The 15,998-nt window shown below is 47.2% G+C and carries 13 protein-coding genes; 7 read left to right on the top strand and 6 right to left on the bottom strand.

Annotated elements, in window-relative coordinates; translation table 11 throughout:
* The first annotated feature begins 37 nt into the window (after nt 1-37).
* Nucleotides 38-2,362, top strand: coding sequence for an ATP-binding protein (locus tag ACNI23_RS12275; RefSeq protein WP_420249050.1), 2,325 nt, complete (start codon nt 38-40; stop codon nt 2,360-2,362).
* A 161-nt stretch (nt 2,363-2,523) separates the two neighbouring features.
* On the opposite strand, the gene ACNI23_RS12280 is transcribed toward ACNI23_RS12275, so the two are convergent.
* A complete protein-coding gene (locus tag ACNI23_RS12280) occupies nt 2,524-2,856 on the bottom strand; it encodes a NirD/YgiW/YdeI family stress tolerance protein (protein ID WP_015853143.1) in 333 nt (110 codons plus the stop codon).
* A gap of 601 nt (nt 2,857-3,457) precedes the next feature.
* Here ACNI23_RS12280 and ACNI23_RS12285 point away from each other — a divergent pair.
* Entirely contained in the window at nt 3,458-4,102 is a 645-nt protein-coding gene (locus ACNI23_RS12285) for an RluA family pseudouridine synthase (RefSeq protein WP_420249052.1), read from the top strand.
* Between the two features lie 172 nt (nt 4,103-4,274).
* On the opposite strand, the gene ACNI23_RS12290 is transcribed toward ACNI23_RS12285, so the two are convergent.
* From ACNI23_RS12290 to ACNI23_RS12300, 3 genes are read right to left on the bottom strand one after another with little or no spacing between them, the layout of a single operon-like run.
* Nucleotides 4,275-6,602: an FAD-dependent oxidoreductase gene (locus tag ACNI23_RS12290; RefSeq protein WP_420249053.1), complete on the bottom strand. Its 2,328-nt coding sequence runs from the start codon at nt 6,600-6,602 to the stop codon at nt 4,275-4,277.
* A gap of 29 nt (nt 6,603-6,631) precedes the next feature.
* Nucleotides 6,632-8,266 carry a glutamate synthase-related protein gene (locus ACNI23_RS12295; protein WP_015853146.1) on the bottom strand — a complete coding sequence of 545 codons (1,635 nt, stop codon included), beginning with the start codon at nt 8,264-8,266 and terminating at the stop codon, nt 6,632-6,634.
* Nucleotides 8,230-9,366 carry a class II glutamine amidotransferase domain-containing protein gene (locus ACNI23_RS12300; RefSeq protein ID WP_420249055.1) on the bottom strand — a complete coding sequence of 379 codons (1,137 nt, stop codon included), beginning with the start codon at nt 9,364-9,366 and terminating at the stop codon, nt 8,230-8,232. Before ACNI23_RS12300 ends, ACNI23_RS12295 begins: the two co-directional genes overlap by 37 nt.
* An 885-nt stretch (nt 9,367-10,251) precedes the next feature.
* Between ACNI23_RS12300 and ACNI23_RS12305 the strand changes: the two genes are divergently transcribed.
* Nucleotides 10,252-10,551: a hypothetical protein gene (locus tag ACNI23_RS12305; protein WP_420249057.1), complete on the top strand. Its 300-nt coding sequence runs from the start codon at nt 10,252-10,254 to the stop codon at nt 10,549-10,551.
* 20 nt (nt 10,552-10,571) lie between these two features.
* On the opposite strand, the gene ACNI23_RS12310 is transcribed toward ACNI23_RS12305, so the two are convergent.
* Together ACNI23_RS12310 and ACNI23_RS12315 are read right to left on the bottom strand one after the other, a co-directional pair.
* Nucleotides 10,572-11,189: a TetR/AcrR family transcriptional regulator gene (locus ACNI23_RS12310; RefSeq protein WP_420249059.1), complete on the bottom strand. Its 618-nt coding sequence runs from the start codon at nt 11,187-11,189 to the stop codon at nt 10,572-10,574.
* Between the two features lie 129 nt (nt 11,190-11,318).
* Nucleotides 11,319-12,509 (bottom strand): cyclic di-GMP phosphodiesterase, encoded by a 1,191-nt coding sequence (locus tag ACNI23_RS12315; RefSeq protein ID WP_420249061.1) that lies wholly within the window; start codon nt 12,507-12,509, stop codon nt 11,319-11,321.
* A gap of 410 nt (nt 12,510-12,919) precedes the next feature.
* Here ACNI23_RS12315 and greA point away from each other — a divergent pair, with 410 nt between their 5' ends.
* From greA to ACNI23_RS12335, 4 genes are all read left to right on the top strand, one after another.
* The gene (gene greA, locus ACNI23_RS12320) at nt 12,920-13,402 is read left to right on the top strand and encodes a transcription elongation factor GreA (protein WP_420249063.1); all 483 of its coding nucleotides are present in this window, start codon (nt 12,920-12,922) and stop codon (nt 13,400-13,402) included.
* 112 nt (nt 13,403-13,514) lie between these two features.
* Nucleotides 13,515-14,273, top strand: coding sequence for a hypothetical protein (locus ACNI23_RS12325; protein WP_420249065.1), 759 nt, complete (start codon nt 13,515-13,517; stop codon nt 14,271-14,273).
* A gap of 83 nt (nt 14,274-14,356) precedes the next feature.
* The gene (locus ACNI23_RS12330) at nt 14,357-14,791 is read left to right on the top strand and encodes an META domain-containing protein (RefSeq protein ID WP_420249067.1); all 435 of its coding nucleotides are present in this window, start codon (nt 14,357-14,359) and stop codon (nt 14,789-14,791) included.
* Nucleotides 14,792-14,815: 24 nt separating this feature from the next.
* Entirely contained in the window at nt 14,816-15,997 is a 1,182-nt protein-coding gene (locus tag ACNI23_RS12335; RefSeq protein ID WP_420249069.1) for a sensor histidine kinase, read from the top strand.
* Nucleotide 15,998 lies beyond the last annotated feature (1 nt).

Consider the following 15,998-nt stretch of genomic DNA (forward strand, 5'->3'; position numbering starts at 1 on the left):
TACCAAAGTAAATTTAAAACATGACTATTGAACTGGAATGAAGGACAGCTTACGGTTTAAAATATCAATAGGCACCGGGCTTATCCTGCTGCTCTTCTTTTTTATGCTGGGCTATTATATTGTCGACTCCCAAAAAAGGCTGCTTGAAGACAGCTTATTTGAACACGGGAACCGGATAGCCTCTCTTGCAGCGCGTTCCTGCGCTGAATATCTGCCTCGTTTCAGCTTCTTTCTTATCGAAGATCTGGCCCTTTCCATTGAACAATCACCGCAGGTTGCTTTTTGCGAAATTTACAACCGCGAAGGAAATCCCATCCTCCAGTCGGGAAATATCGTATCCAAGTCCCACATATCCAAGAACACCCCTTCATACGGAGCTGACGTACTAATTGTCTCCAAACCGATTATAAGTGGAAAAGAACATATCGGCAGGGTTGAAATCGGTATGAAGCTGGATAAAGTCAGAAATGAAATCCGCGAAAACACAATCAGCCTGACCATTCTCTTCACCGCTTGCATGCTCTGCACCATTATTGCGCTAGATGCCTTTTTCCAGCGCATCCTGATTTCCCCGCTCCGAATGCTGGCCAATAACACCAGAAAGATTGCCCGCCGCAAATTTGTTACTGTCGATGTTGGCTCCCGCATGGATGAAATCGGAATACTGGCTCTTAACTTCAACCACATGAGCCGCAATCTGGAAAGCCTGTACAAAAATCTGGAAGTTAATGTTCAAGAACGCACTCATGAACTTGAATCCGCCAACCAACTGTTAGTCAAAGCCATTGCCAAATCTGAAGCTATGGCAGTTGAAGCAGCTAAAGGAACCCGGGCCAAATCACAATTTCTGGCTGCCATGAGCCACGAAATACGCACCCCGATGAACGCAATTCTGGGGATGGCTGAGATTCTCGCCGACTCAAATCTGGATGATGAACAACGCAGATTTGTGGAAATCCTGCAGGAATCCGGTGAATCCCTGCTGCATTTAATCAACGAAATTCTCGACCTTAGTAAAATTGAAGCCGGTGAAGTTGCGTTTGAAAAAAGAGACCTTAACCTAGACCGGATAATCGGCAAGGCTTTCAAGGTCACCGCACATGCAGGGCATGGCAAAGGTCTGGAGCTGGCATACAACATAAATAGGGACGTCCCGGTACAACTCATGGGCGACCCTTCGAGACTGCAACAAATTTTTGTCAACCTCATAGGCAACGCCATCAAATTTACGGAAAGAGGCTTCGTTGTCGTCGAGACATCCCTTGTTCAGCCGGATATGGCAGATAAAGACGGGGCACTTAAAATCCATTTCGCTGTCAAGGATAGCGGCATCGGCATAGAGGATAACAAACTGGACTCTATTTTCGACCGTTTCACTCAGGCGGACTCCTCCACTACCCGCAAATATGGCGGAACCGGACTGGGCCTTTCCATTTGTAAATCCCTGTGCGAAGCCATGGGAGGCAGAATCTGGATCGAAAGCCGCAAGGGCTTCGGAACCACCGTACACATGGAACTCCCCTTTGAAAAAGACCCCCGGGTTTCCATCTCCACTTCACCACTGCGCGGCAAATCCATCTTGATTATCAACGATCAGGATTACTCCCGCCAGGCACTTGCAATTCGGATCAGCACAAGGACCAAACGGATCAGCAAAGCTCAGAGTATGGAGGAAGGACGCAGCTTTATTGAAAACAGCCGGAAATCTAACACTCCGTACGATCTGGTTATTGTCCGTGGTAACATCCACGAGTGGAAACGACAGCGGACTCTAGACGAATTACGAAAGATGAATGTTGATGAAAAGAAAATAATCCTGATCACCACAGTCGGGCAGGATTATATTAAAGAATTCCACGGAAGTGTTCTGCTGGCCCCCTTGGATATGCATTCTCTTGAAAATTCAGCTAAAAAAGCCCTAAGCAAAACAAATACACAACAGCAACCAATCCCGATCCAACCTCCGGGCAGGATTCGTCCTCTCGACATTCTGCTGGTGGAAGATAACAAAGCCAACTGCATGTTGATCCAACTATTTTTTAAAGACATGCCTCACAACCTTAGAATAGCCCATAATGGTGAAGAAGGTTTCGGACAGGCCAGCACGCATAGTTTTGACCTGATATTCATGGATATTGAAATGCCAATCATGGACGGTTACGAGTGCACCCGCAAAATAAGGGACTGGGAAAACCGCGCCGAGAGAAAACCGAGTATCATTGTAGCCCTGACCGCCCATGCCCTGACAGAAGCAAAACATAAAATACTTGAAGCAGGCTGCGACTCTTTCCTGACCAAGCCTGTTTCCAAGGATAAAATTATCAGTACCATTAATGAGCTGTGCAGCCCGTATTTCAGATAAATCAAAGACCCCGAACCCAAGTATAAACTCAGCTCCGGGGCCCTAAAAACAGAAAGGCCGCGTCCTCGGACGCGGCTTTGAAAACTGCTGACAATTCAGATTCAAGAGAGTCGGATTAGCGACCTTTCTGGTTCGGAATAATTATTCCTGTGAGGTCCGTTTTAGTTGATAACGGATATTTTCTGGGCTTCGATTCCGGCGAAGACGAGGTCCTGCTCGACCCTGCCTTCAATTTCGATCTCAGCATTAACGTCAGCAGGGAGGGATCCCGCTTTCGGGCTGAGGTCGATGATGATTTCACCGGTCTTGTCCTGAAATACATATTTATTATCGTTGATCTTTCTTACGATGTGTCCTTTTACAACAGCTTTGGTGTCAGCACCGGACACACGAGCTTCAGCAACGGTGGTTACGTCTTTGGATTTGAAATCCAGAGTTTCGGATGTTGCTGCAGCAGCCACAATCACCAGGAGTAAAAGAAAAAGTACGCTCATTTTTTTCATCTCTTATTACCCGTCCCACCTTGGAGGTGGAAGTTAAAGATTTGAAACCTTATTTATGAAAATTATTTTTTAACCTTTATGAAAACGTCCGGTAATTTTGTCCGGCCATTTTTTCTAAGAGGACCTGTTCTTGATCCGTTGATCAAGTAATAGACCCCTCAGTTTGATTATGCAATCAAAAAAATAAGCTATTTGTGAAATTTTGTACAAAACACCCCTTAACCCCTCATATTGCTTATAGATATTTTTTTCACAACCATTTTTTTGACCTATACATAACTATTTTCATTTCGTAACACTCTTTTTTGCCCTCAATTCAACACTGAATCCGGGTTCAACCAAGCCAATAACCCGTCACTGCAGTAGGATATACTCAGTTCTTTCCCTATAAACCTGAAAAACACCATTTTCATTCTTCAAAATGTCTTATATGGCGAATAAAAGTCGAACATTTAGACTCTACACAGTTTACAATTCTGAACGAACGGCAAATAACTTATTTCTTCACATTTATACCCATTTGCAGTATTTCCACACTTCCATTACAAATACTGATAACTAAACTTTGTCTAAAAAAATGGACGAAAAACTGATGAACGACGAAAAACTTCTCGACATAGTCTATGCTGACCGCAAAATTGTGGTGGTCAACAAACCAAGTGGACTTCTTTCCGTTCCCGGCCGTGGTCCTGAGAATCAGGATTGCGTTGTTACCCGGGTTCAGAAAATGTTCCCGGAATGCCGCAAATTTCCTACTGTACACCGTCTGGATATGGATACGTCTGGATTACTGGTACTGGGGTTGACTGCCCGGGCAGTCCGCGAACTGGTGGATCAGTTCCAGAAAAGACAAGTAAAAAAGAGATATGAAGCCTTATTGGAAGGCATAGTAAAGGAAGACAGCGGAGTTATTGAAATGGCTTTCCGCCTTGATCCCTACAACCGTCCTTATCAGGTCTACGACCCTATTCACGGTAAACTGGGGATAACCCATTGGCGTAAGCTAGGTATTGAGAATAGTATGACTCGCGTGGAATTCACCCCGCTGACAGGACGGACTCACCAATTAAGGGTACATTCCGCACATCCGCAGGGACTCGGCTGTCCCATCGTGGGCGACAGACTCTACGGCTCCGGCACTGAGCCCGGACAACTCAAGCTGCACGCCGGATATTTATGTTTCGAGCATCCCAAAACTAAAGAGAAAATGGAATTTAAGGTTGATCCATTATTTTAAATAATACCTTCGGCGGCTTAAAACCTTTTATAAAATGGTTTAAGAGCCCCGATCGCTTCTAATAAGTACATAATATAAAAGCGGCTACCGGATTTTCCGGTAGCCGCTTCCATCTTAGAATCCATACAGGATCACCGGACCGCCCGGATCACCCATTCTTTAAGACTTTATACTATCCCATGGGGCTGTTCTCTACGATATTCCAGATTCCGCAGGGACATACATTGGCGCAGAAACCGCAGCCAATACATTTTTCGGGATTGCAGACCATTTCGAAATCCTTGCCTTCCCCACCCTTACGGGAAATCGCCGCCTGCGGACAAACGGTTTCGCAAAGACCGCAATCACGGCAGGAACCGCAGGAAGAACATTCCTGAGCACATTCCTGAACATCTTTGAAATGGGTAAGACGCGGATCAAAATACTCAAGGGTCATGCGACTGTAATCGATGACGTCTTTAGGCTCAGCGTGCGGACGCTTGCCGGTGAAGATTTCATCGAGAGTCTCGGCAGTCTCGCGGCCATGACCGATAGCATGGGTCAGCAGGCCGGGACGAACAGCATCACCGATGGCGTAAACACCGGGCTCGGTGGTCTGGTAATCTTCATTGACCACGATGTGTCCACGGTCAAGCGCGATGGTATCGGGAAGAAAATCAATATCCGGGGTATCACCGATGGACATGATCACAGTGTCAGCCGGGAGAACTTCGCCGGACTTAAGCACCACGCCTTCCTCGGTAACTTCCTGAGTGAAACAGGGGTAACGGAATTTAGCCCCTACGTGCTCAGCTTCTTCGCGTTCTTTACCGAAAGCGGCAGGCTTCTGGATATCAATAAGCAGAATATCTTTCGCGCCAAGGCGTGCACATTCAGTAGCAACGTCACAACCAACGTTACCTGCACCAATGATGACAACCTTCTCGCCTACTTCGGCTTTGCCCTTCATGGCATCCTTGAGGAAAGCAAGTGCCGGGGTGATGCGCTCATGACCGGGAATCGGAATGATGCGCGGCTTCTGTGCACCGATAGCGAGCACTACTGCATCGCTGTTCTGGCGCAGTTCGGCGAAATCGTCAGCTGTCAGCTTCTTCTGCATGTGAACATGCGGAATAACCTTGGCTACGCGCTCAAGTTCAGCATCCAGAACTTCCTTGGGAATACGGCTGGAAGGAATAGCAGAGGTAATCTTACCGCCAAGCTTCTCCGCCATATCATACACAACGGCTTCATGACCCTTACGGCGAATCTGCCAAGCAACGGAGATACCTGCTGGTCCACCACCGATAACCGCTACTTTCTTACCGGAAAGAGGCGGCAGCTCAGGAGCAGGACTCTTCACGCCGTCACGACCGAGCTTGGTGATGTCTACGGAAAGCATATCCTTTACGCCGCGGGTACAACCGTCCATACAGAGGTTGGGACAGAGGTAACCGCAAACAGTTGCAGGAAAAGGAGTATATGCAAGGGCAAGGTCCACGGCTTCGTCAACAAGGCCGTCACGAACCAGCTGCCAACGTTTCTGTACCGGCATTCCGGTCGGACATGAGGACTGGCATGGAGCCTGATATTTACGGTTTTCCCAGACCGGAACAAAGCGACGCAGTTCACCGTGGGTGATCAGCGGAATGGGGGAACGGTCGAGGTCGGTCAGGTCACCGATGAGACCGCCCTGCCCAAGCTCGCCATCCCATACATCTGAACGGAATTCAGACATTGAGCGGCGCTTGCGCCCGGTTTTCTCAAAAGGAGACTTGGCACGGATAAGCTGCCATTCTTTGCGTTCGGTCAGGGTCTCATAAAGATCTTCGCGTCCAATCTTAGCAAGGTTCTCTTTCAAATTATTGCAAAGCCATTCCCAATCCGCATCAGTGATGGGCTCAAGGATTGCGTCGGCAGTGGAGAACTCGCCATGGGGGCCGCGGACGAAAATGCGTCCACCAACCATGCCTACGCAAGGACGGAAAGCGAGAACATTCTCGGGATTCTGTGCTTCGTAACCACAGACTACAGCGGTACCGCCAGCCATGAACTCAGCAAAATAGTCACCAACTCCGCCGAGAATCCAAAGTTCCGGGGCATCAAAGCGCGGGTTGGTCTTGGTCATGGTCATACCACGGGCACCGATATCACCGTTGATGATAACCTTACCCTGCGCCATGGCGTTACATGCGCCGTTGGAGGCGTTGCCGTGCACAATGATTTCAGCACCGGCGTTAAGCCAGCCCACGTCATCGGAAACCGAACCGTGAACAGTGATGGTTGTACCGGGGAAGCCCTTGGAACCAAGACGCTGACCGGATGTGCCGATAACGTCGATCTCAAGGGGTTCTTCCTTGGAAATCCAGAGTCGTCCGCCAATACCGTGCTGGCCCATGGCGTCTATTTCAAGCTTGCGGGCTCCATCGGCAACCGCTTTCTGAATCCGTTCCTCAAGGATGCGGGACTCAATACGGGCGCCTTCTTCAAGACCGCTGATGCATATTTTTTCTGTTGCCATTTTAAATCTCCGTAAATCGTGAGCTGTTGTTAAACCACGTACTTGATGCCGAGTCTGTCAGCAGCATCACGGTCACTGATACCAAGCGCATCCGACATGCCGATAGGCAGTGATGTGGAGCGGCCCAGAGGGGCGATAATCTTTTTGATTTCAGTGTCAAAGCTCAGATAGAAGTCAACAACCCTTTCAGCTACCTTTTCAGGATCAAGGCGACGGTAAAGTCTGGGATCCTGAGAAGTAATACCCTTGGGACATACGCCGATGTTACAAACGTTGCAGCGGTCTTTTTCGGAACCGAGACAGCCTGCGCCGGCCTGCATGACGTATTTACCGACCTGAACGGCACTTGCACCGAGCATGATCAGGGCAGCGGCGTTGGCTGCGAGGTTACCGGATTTACCTATACCACCACCTGCGATGAGGGGCAGTTCGTTCTGCTTACCGGTTGTGACCAGTGCGTTGTAACAGTCGCGCAGGTTGCTGGCGATCGGGTGTCCCATGTGGTTCATGGAAACGTTGTATGCTGCGCCGGTACCGCCGTCTTCACCATCAATGGCCAGACCTGCGGCATAAGGGTTACGGGTCAGGTTATTGAGAACCGCCAGCGATGTAGAGGAAGCGGAAATCTTGGGGTAGACCGGGACCCTGAATCCCCAGGCCATACTCATGGACTGGATCATCTTCGCAACTGATTCCTCAATGGAATACTGGGTCTGATGGGTCGGAGGGCTGGGCAGGCTGACGCGCTCGGGAACACCGCGGATAGCAGCAATGAGCTTGTTAACCTTGTACCACATGAGTAGTCCGCCATCACCGGGCTTTGCGCCCTGACCGTACTTGATCTCGATTGCGCAGGGGTCGACCTTCATCTCGGGAATGGCATGGATGATTTCATCCCAGCCGAAGTAACCGGATGCGATCTGGAGAATTACATATTTAAGGAAACGGGAACGGAGCAGTCTGGGAGGACAGCCACCCTCACCTGTAGAGATACGTACAGGCATATTCAGCTCTTCGTTCAGGTATGCAACACCCATCTGCAAACCTTCCCACATGTTGGGAGACATGGCCCCGAAGGACATGCCGCCGATAACGAGCGGATAGATTTCACGAACCGGGGGTTTCCAGCCGTTTTCCTGATAAGCTTTTAAACTGTCTTCCGGGGAAAGCACGCGACCGAGCAAAGTATTCAGGCGGAACTCATGGCGACCTGCATCAAGTGCGGGGTCGGTGAGCATGGAAATACGCATGAACTTGATCTGGTCCAACAGGGATTCACCGGAGTTGCGACGTCCACCACGGGTGCGGGGGTTACCGCCGCGGTCATTGTGGAATTTCTGGGTGGTGGAACCTTCTTCACGCTTGGGACCGATGGCGTTGTTAGGACAGACCATGTTGCACATGGAGCAGCCGATACAAGCGTAGGCAGGGTCGGTCTTCTGGCGGATGCCGTAAAAAACGGTATGTTTATTTTCGGCCTTTTTCATCAGGCCTGCGGGGGTAATTATCTCGCGCTTGCGGAATACACCGAGTTCAATAGCGTTGACCGGACAGACAGAAGTGCAGCGACCGCACTGGGTACAGAGATCTTTGTCCCACTCGATCTGCCAGTTCAGGTCTTTAACGCCTAAAGTTGACGGGGTAATTGGTCTTTCTGTGAGCATGTCTCTATCTCCTTGCAGTCGGGTCCGACGATTACTGTATCGAGGTGCATGGGCTGGAAGTCTTTTGACTTGTCGCGGTCGGGAATGACAGCGTCGATTCCGCAGACTTCGGAAGAGAAGGCGTAGATGCCGTCTTTACCGCCCACAATGCCGGGACGAAGCTTCTTACGGTCCTGAACCATGAACATGGAACCGTCATCAAGGGTTCCGATTACACAGTTGGGGCCATCAATAATCATCTTACGGCATGAACGTTTCAGGGTCGCGAGAAACTCACGATCAGGATGATCGGCCATTTCATGGTCCATCAGCGGGGTGATGACGTGCTTGTATGCACGGATATCAAGTCCCAGACGCTTGGTGGTGTAATGCGCGATGTGAGTAAAAACCTCGGAATCAGACTGATATCCTTCGTAACCGGTCACATTTCTGGACTGCAGATATTCCTTGATGGGAATAAACGCGGTGTTCTCACCATTGGTCATGGAGGCTACGCCTTCTATAAAAAATGGGTGGCAGGCATAAAGGTTGATGGCGTAGTTGGTGTTCTGCCTGCCCTGAGCCATAATGCGGCGGGCATAGAGATTACGGTTGGCACCGAGCTGGAGCCATTCACCGATTTCAAGAGGGTCACCGACTTCTTTCACAACGATGGTATCGGGCCAGAAGGAAAAGACCATGATGTCTCCGTCTTCTTCACCCATCTTGCGAAGTTCAAGGCGCATTTCAACCAGCTTTTGACCCTGCTGTGCGGAAGTCAGCTCATTCCAGCCTTTGGGAACCTTATAAGCGATGGCGGCATATGTACCGCGAACGGGAGTACCTTCCGGAGGTTCGGTGTCCGGGGTGTACAGAATGCTGTACTGAGACTTAAAACCATGATCCATGGTATATTGTTCCAGTCTACGCAGACCGGCTTCGGTAAAAATACCGGAAAGGATGGGACAGCCCTGCAGTTCTTCTTCAAAACGACCGCCCAGTCCCCTGAGGCAGAGACCAACGCCGGAGCCGTCATGACCTTCTTTCATTGTATTAAGGGCATTGATGGCCAGCATGGGTGAAATCGGATCGCGACTTGTAAGCGCAAATAAACGGCACATATTGTCAGCTCACTCCATGATTATAAGGTTCAACATGTACAGCGGCCCGGGAGGAAGAAGTCGGAGGGTTCCGAAACTCTGGAAGGTTTCCGGCAGGCAGCTGACGTGTTTTTATTGAAAAATGTATCAGCCAATGCGACTCTAATCTATTTATATTTCGAAATGAGTAATATGTGCCAGCTCTATTTTGACTTTTTGAGTTTTCCACCTCTCAAAATTGGCACAAACGTTTTTTCAGGGATCTGAAATTGAATCGAAATCAGAAGATAAAGATCATTTTTTTAAAGACTAGAGCGATTCAGAGATTTGACAATGTCAGAAAAAAACAATTTTGGCAAACAAAAATACGAAAATGAAGTTTTTAAATCCAAAACAGACCATTCCAGACATTCAAAACAGCCTCAAAAGCTCTAAACCGGACGCCGCAACGCCTCAAACACTGGCAGCATTAAATGCAAATAAAACACTAAAATAAAAGAACATTTTTACGCTAAAAAGACATAAAAACTATCCTTTTAACCAAAATGACAAATACACAAAACACTCCATTCTACTTTTGGCAAAAAAGGGTAATCAGACATAAAAAGGCACTCTTCACCAATTATTGTTTGCGCAATTATACGGACTCAAATCAAGCTTGTGGATAGAAGAGCTAAACAAGGCACTCTGCAAAGCAATCACTCTTCTCTGTTCGACACTAAAAAAATTACATTTTTGGTAATTTCTCAACAACCATCAAACACAACCTACAAAAATGTAGCCCACAAACCGACTTATATGGAAACAGATCAGAACATAAAACATAAGCTTCTAAGCATACTACTTGCTCATTTTTAAACAAAATAGTTATGCTCAAAACGCAATCAATATTTAAGGAGGACATTGATGAGTCACGCAGACACTAAAAGAATATTTGAAGCTTACTTCGAAAAATACAAGAAAACAGAGGGAGACCGGTCAGCATGGTCGGCTGTCTGGCTGGAAACTACAGCGGCAGGGGTGCTGGAACTGAATATGACCAAATGCCCCAAGGGGACCACTTTTAAAATTTTCGTAAACAAGAAAAAAGAGGCGCAGGTTCTGGGCTGGGATGCTTTCTTTGCTACCATGGACGAAATATCTGCCAGATTCCCCGGCCTCTATGATGAAGGCAAACTCTTTGCTGAAATGGAATTTATCATTTGATGAGACACTAAGGGAGGAATCTATTTCCCGAGCAGATATGCTTTCAACATCATTAACATCTGTGAAATAAGCCGGCCTTCACCTACTTCAGAATCAAAGATAACTGTCTGATGCAAGACCTGCTTCATTACCAGATGGACAAGTTCAGCTGCTGCTTCAAGATCATCAACCTTTAAATAAGCCTTCTGAGTCAGCAAGAACTCCAAAAGTTTTTCACGAACCAGACGGTCCTGCTCCCGACCAATAACCGAGATATCATCATCCGTAGCTTCAAGGGCCATAACTTCCCGGAAAAACATGCGGTTGCTGCGATGAGATTCCACAAAGTAAGTTGTCAACATGCGCATAACCTCGATAAACGGCTCACCTTCATCAAGCATGATCCGGGCCTTGGCAAATATATTAGAATCGGTCCGACCCTGAAGCATATCAATTACTTCAATGAATATAACCTTTTTATTTTTGAAGTAGCGGTACACCGATCCGGTAGCGACTCCGGCTGCTGCGGCTATATTTTTGGTATTGGCTCCGGCGTATCCCTTTTCAGAGAAGACCTCCAGAGCCGCTTCTAAAATATCATTTCGGGTAACATCCGCCCTGTCCTGGACAATCTCAAAATTTCCATGTTTGCGAACCATGCTTATCCACTCTCTAGTTACTTATTTGAATAACTTTTGACAAAAGAAGAACTCAATATCACTTACCGTCAATAAAAAATCCGAATCAGAAAAATCTGATTCCGGATGCAGATTAATATCTCAATATATTTAGACCAGAAAACGGGAAAGCTGCTGCATGTCAACACCCAAAGACTGCGGATCAGGCTGACGCATTACCTGAACTGTCTGACCGTCTTTTTTATATGTAGCAAGATCAAGGAACTCTGAATGCACAGGTTGCATTTTACTATTGAACAGCACCTTAACCTTTGGATGCCGGGGCTTAGTCTCATTAGTTTCAAGGACAAGGGCAAAACGTAAATCATCCAGCTGAACCATAGTTCCCGGAGGATAAATACCCATAACCCTGATAAAGCGGTTCAGATAAGCAGGATCGAAATCTGTGCCCTTCCATTTGTACATCAGGCTCAAAGTCTTGGCAGGGGAAACGGCTTTTTTGTAGACCCTGACACTGGTCAATGCGTCATAAACATCGCTGATGGCAATAATTCGGCCAAAAGGATGGATATCATCACCTTTGATACCGCTGGGATAACCGTTTCCATCAAAACGCTCGTGATGTTCAAACACACCGCGCAGCACAGCCCGGTCCAGTCCTTCGACCCCTTTCAGAACTTCCAATCCTTTACTGGAGTGACTTTTCATGACTTCATATTCAGAGTCAGTGAGCTTGCCGGGTTTATTAAGGACCTTGTTGGGAATACGCCCCTTTCCAACATCATGAAACAAGGCCGCAATACCCAGCATCTCCAAATCCTCACGCTGTAAACCAAGAGCTTTCCCCAGCAACAGGGAGTAAAGATTCACATTGATACTGTGGGTGTAGGTATATTCATCATACCTTTTAAGAAAAGCAAGAGTTAGAGCGGCAGGCTCATTAGCGGTCAAACTGTCGATAACCTCCCCTACAATAGGGGCAGCCTCTTCAACCGCCACCGTCTTACCCTGACGCACGTCCTCTATAAATTTGCGCGCATAATTCAAGGCTTCATCGTGAACGCGGCGTGCTTCAGGCAAGGCTTCAGCCATATTACGTGCGGCATCCTCAGCTGTATGCGAGCCTTTGTCACAGGAGAAAACCTTAATCGGCAAATCCCTGCCGCTTACGATCTCAACCTGTTGGGTCTCATCAGGAAGATACTTGGCAATATCCTCGTATGATTCAATATATTTACCAACCTCGACCAAAGGATCTTGAAAAGTCCCGACTCCATAGCGCTGGACATACATTCCCGGCTTAACGTCTTTCTTTTTAACAATCATTACTTCAGCAGCCACCACAACACCCTCTTAATCATATAAGCAAAAACACTTCCCGCTGGACCAAAGGTTTTATTTCATGAACACCCAACAAATTAAACCTCTTATCCTATATTATAATACTCTAATAAAACCAGTTTATTACCGTTACAATTATAATTTTTAATCAGTTAAAGCCCCCCTTAATTACATATTTCAAATATGGATCAGCATCAAGCAACACTTTAATAATATTAAAAAAACACCAAAACAGTTTATCTTTTGACAAATGCGACTTGACCTAGTTCAAAGGATGTTCTACCCAGAACTTTCAGCAACTGATTGGTTGCCCTGCAACCTGTACCCAAAGCAGCTTCACTTCCGTAAAGACCTTTTCGGCGGTGGCTGCATTTTTATTGACAACGACGGAATTATTAGAGGTTTATGGAATGAGCAATATACCCATTTCAAAAGAAGGATTTGCAAAAATCAAAGCGGAATTGGCATCTCTTAAAAAAGAACGCCCTGAAGTAATCAAAGCCATTGCGGAAGCCCGTGAAGAAGGCGACCTTAAAGAAAACGGCGGTTACCACGCAGCACGTGAAAGACAGGGAATGCTTGAAGCGAAAATCAATTACATTGAATCCCGCATCCCGCAGTTCAACGTTGTAGACATGGCCACCCTCGGCGGCGAAAAGATCACCTTCGGAGCAACTGTGACTCTCGAAGACATCGATACCGGCGACGAAAAGATCTACACCATCATGGGACCTGACGAGAGTGATTTTAAGAAAGGAATCATCTCCATCGAATCCCCGGTAGGCAAGGCTCTGCTCGGTAAAGTTGAAGGCGATGAAGTTGTGGTAAACGCACCCAAAGGAAAAATCGAATACGGAATTGTCTCTGTAATCTTTAACGGACCTATTTCCTAGTATAACAGGTTTTCCGTCAGCCAGTACAGGGCCGCAGGTTCTGAGTTAATACAATTAAACGGGGGTGCGCCAAGGCGTATCCCCGTTTTTATAATCTTCAGCGAGCGTTCACATGCACTGCACGGAAATATTCACAAACAACATATCCTGCTCCGGTTACTGCTCCCGGTGCGAAGACACCCATGTCTTGGGCCCGGGAGACGCTGTTCGGCTCTGCATTGAATTGATGCAAAAACTGGACAACGAAAAGCACGCTGACTTTGAGCTGCCCCCGGAGCAGCAAAATCCTCACTTTTCAACGGACTACCTTTTCGGAAACGCACGCGGACAGATGTTCGGGATCATGACCTATCTGGATCATGATGGATATGAACAATCCGCCAAGGCTTTTTCCGGACAGTACAATGGATACTGGGAAATTCCCGGCTGGGTTGGCCCTATTATCGATCCGCGCGAATTCCAGAATCTTACCGAATCCACTGAAAAGGAAATTAAAAGAATCGGCCGTGAAATGACCGAGCTGGCTCCCGGGACTGAGGAACATGCAACCCTTGCGTCCCGGCGCAAAAAACTTTCACAAAACTTGATGCGCGAAATTCACGCCATCTACAAAGTTCATAATTTCCGATCTGAAACACGCCCCATGCCGGAAGTAATATACGGTTCAAAGGGAATCCCCACCGGAACCGGAGATTGCTGTGCCCCGAAACTGCTGAATTTTGCAGCCCGAAACGGCTTCACCCCGCTGGGAATTGCAGAGTTTTATTACGGCAAAGAAAACCGTTCACGCACAAAACAGCATAAACAATTCTACCCTTCGTGCATTGAAAAATGCAGCCTTATCCTCGGCTATATGCTCTGCGGTCTCTAGGCTCGCGCCCGGTTATTTCTTTGATATTTTTCTATCAATAAGATTTTTTTCGAAGTACAATTCGATCTACGGAGGAAACTCTTATGAAAACAGCTAATTTAAAAAGATTTATTCTAGCCCTTTTAACTGTTTGCTTGTTTGTACTCATTTCAGGATGTGCACAAAAACAGACATACTACCCTGTCTATGAAAACCCCACCAATACCAAGTGGATTGCAGAAGATATTGACGGTAAGCCTATCGGAGGATTCGCCCATATCTGGATGCGCCTTGACGACAACGGTAAGATTTACGGTTCAGGTGGCTGCAACAGCTTTCGCGGCGACTACTCCTATGTAAACGGACAATTCAGCACCGGCCCGCTGGGCATGACCCGCAAAGCATGCTCTAAAAACCTGAATCTGCAGGAATTCAAATTTATGCAGGCCTTGGAGAGAGTTCGAACCATGCAGGAAAGAAACGGCATGCTTTACATGGAAGGAGACGGTAACTCCCTACTTTTTTATAAAGGCCACTAATACAAAAGCTCCACGGGATATTGCATGAGTGAAGACGCTTACTCTCCGAGTTGTCCGGCAGAGGATTTCGATCCTTGCGGCCCGGACATTTTGGATCAACATACGAGAATAAAAAAAGAAATTGCTGCGGAATTGCTAAACTCCGTTCCTAACCCGGCCTTTATTCTTAACAGCGACAGAAGAATCATTCTGTATAACGACACACTTTCCACAGCTGCAGGGGAAAGACGGACCAATAAGATTCTGGGACGACGTCCCGGTGAGATTTTCCGCTGCTGCAACTCACAAGACAGCAAGTGTGGTGAGGCGGTTCCCTGCGTGCAATGTGGCGCATTACGGGCTATCCAGACAGCCATGACAGGAAAGAAGGCGGAGGAAATTTGTATGTTGTTGTCCAATGTGGATGGCAAAATTAAGGCATACACATTCAAAGTAAATGCATCTCCCTTAACAATCAGCGAAAAACAATATTTCATAATCCATCTTAACGATATTTCAGACAGCAAGCATAAAGAAATGATGGAACGGGTTTTCCTCCATGACCTGCTGAACGCGGTAAACGGCATAGTAAATGCCGGGACACTACTCGAAGAAGATGCGGTTAAAAGCGAACACCGAGAACTTGCCGGCATGATAGTGGACAGGGCACGATTTCTGGCAAACGAAATCGACGCCCACAGACTCTTCATCTCCGCTGAGGCCAGACAGCTTGAGCTGAATAATGAGCCGATAATCGTAAAGCAGATTATTGACTCGGTCTGCACACTTTACTCCGGCAGCCAGATGACAAATGACAAAAACATCTCCATCAACTCTCAGGTAGAAGAATTTGCTGTAACTACTGACAAAAGAATTCTTTACCGTATTATAGAAAATCTGGTCAAAAACGCCATTGAAGCCTCCCCGGCAAACAGCACTGTCGAGGTTCTGGCCACGACGAAGAACGACAACGCCTTGTTCACAGTTTCCAACACGGGAACTATTTCCATGACGATTGCCCACCAGATATTTCAAAAATCTTTCTCCACCAAGGGAAAAGGTAGGGGATTAGGCACTTACAGTGTAAAAATATTCACTGAAAATTACCTGCGGGGAAGAGTCTGGTTCGATTCATCACAAGATGACGGCACCAATTTTTATGTAAAAATTCCACTCGCTCCATCAGCTGAGCCGCTTTTAGATGCCCCCTGCCCGCATAGTCTGTAGA

Origin of the sequence: Maridesulfovibrio pacificus (SeqCode), assembly GCF_048612815.1 — a bacterium.
GTDB lineage: Bacteria > Desulfobacterota > Desulfovibrionia > Desulfovibrionales > Desulfovibrionaceae > Maridesulfovibrio > Maridesulfovibrio pacificus.